Origin of the sequence: Saccharothrix sp. ST-888, from assembly GCF_000955975.1 — a bacterium.
In the GTDB taxonomy this organism is placed as follows: Bacteria; Actinomycetota; Actinomycetes; order Streptomycetales; family Streptomycetaceae; genus Kitasatospora.
In genome coordinates this window covers 1-300 of record NZ_JYJF01001006.1, presented here as the reverse complement: position 1 = coordinate 300, position 300 = coordinate 1, and the positions used below count along the sequence as shown (strand labels likewise).

Annotated in this window: 1 pseudogene; it reads left to right on the top strand. The window is 68.0% G+C overall.

Annotated features, from left to right (window positions below):
- Positions 1 to 300: pseudogene (locus UK12_RS42730) on the top strand (TIM-barrel domain-containing protein); the annotation flags it as partial.

The following is a 300-nucleotide window of genomic DNA, read 5'->3' as shown; positions in this document are numbered from 1 at the left end:
TCTTCGGCCGGCTACGGCGTCTACCGCAACACCTACGCCCCGGGCAGCTACGCCTTCGACGACCCGGTCAGCACCACCGAGCAGGAGCTGCGCTTCGACCCCTACTACTTCGCCGGGACCCGCCTCAAGGCCGTCATGGGCAAGTACTCCTCGCTGACCGGAACGCCCTTCCTTCCGCCCGTCTACGGCCTGGAGATGGGCGCTTCGGACTGCTCTCTGCCCAACGCCAACCGGCGCGAGCGGCACACCCTGCACGCCCGCCAGATCGCCGACCACTACGCGACGAACCACATGCCCAAC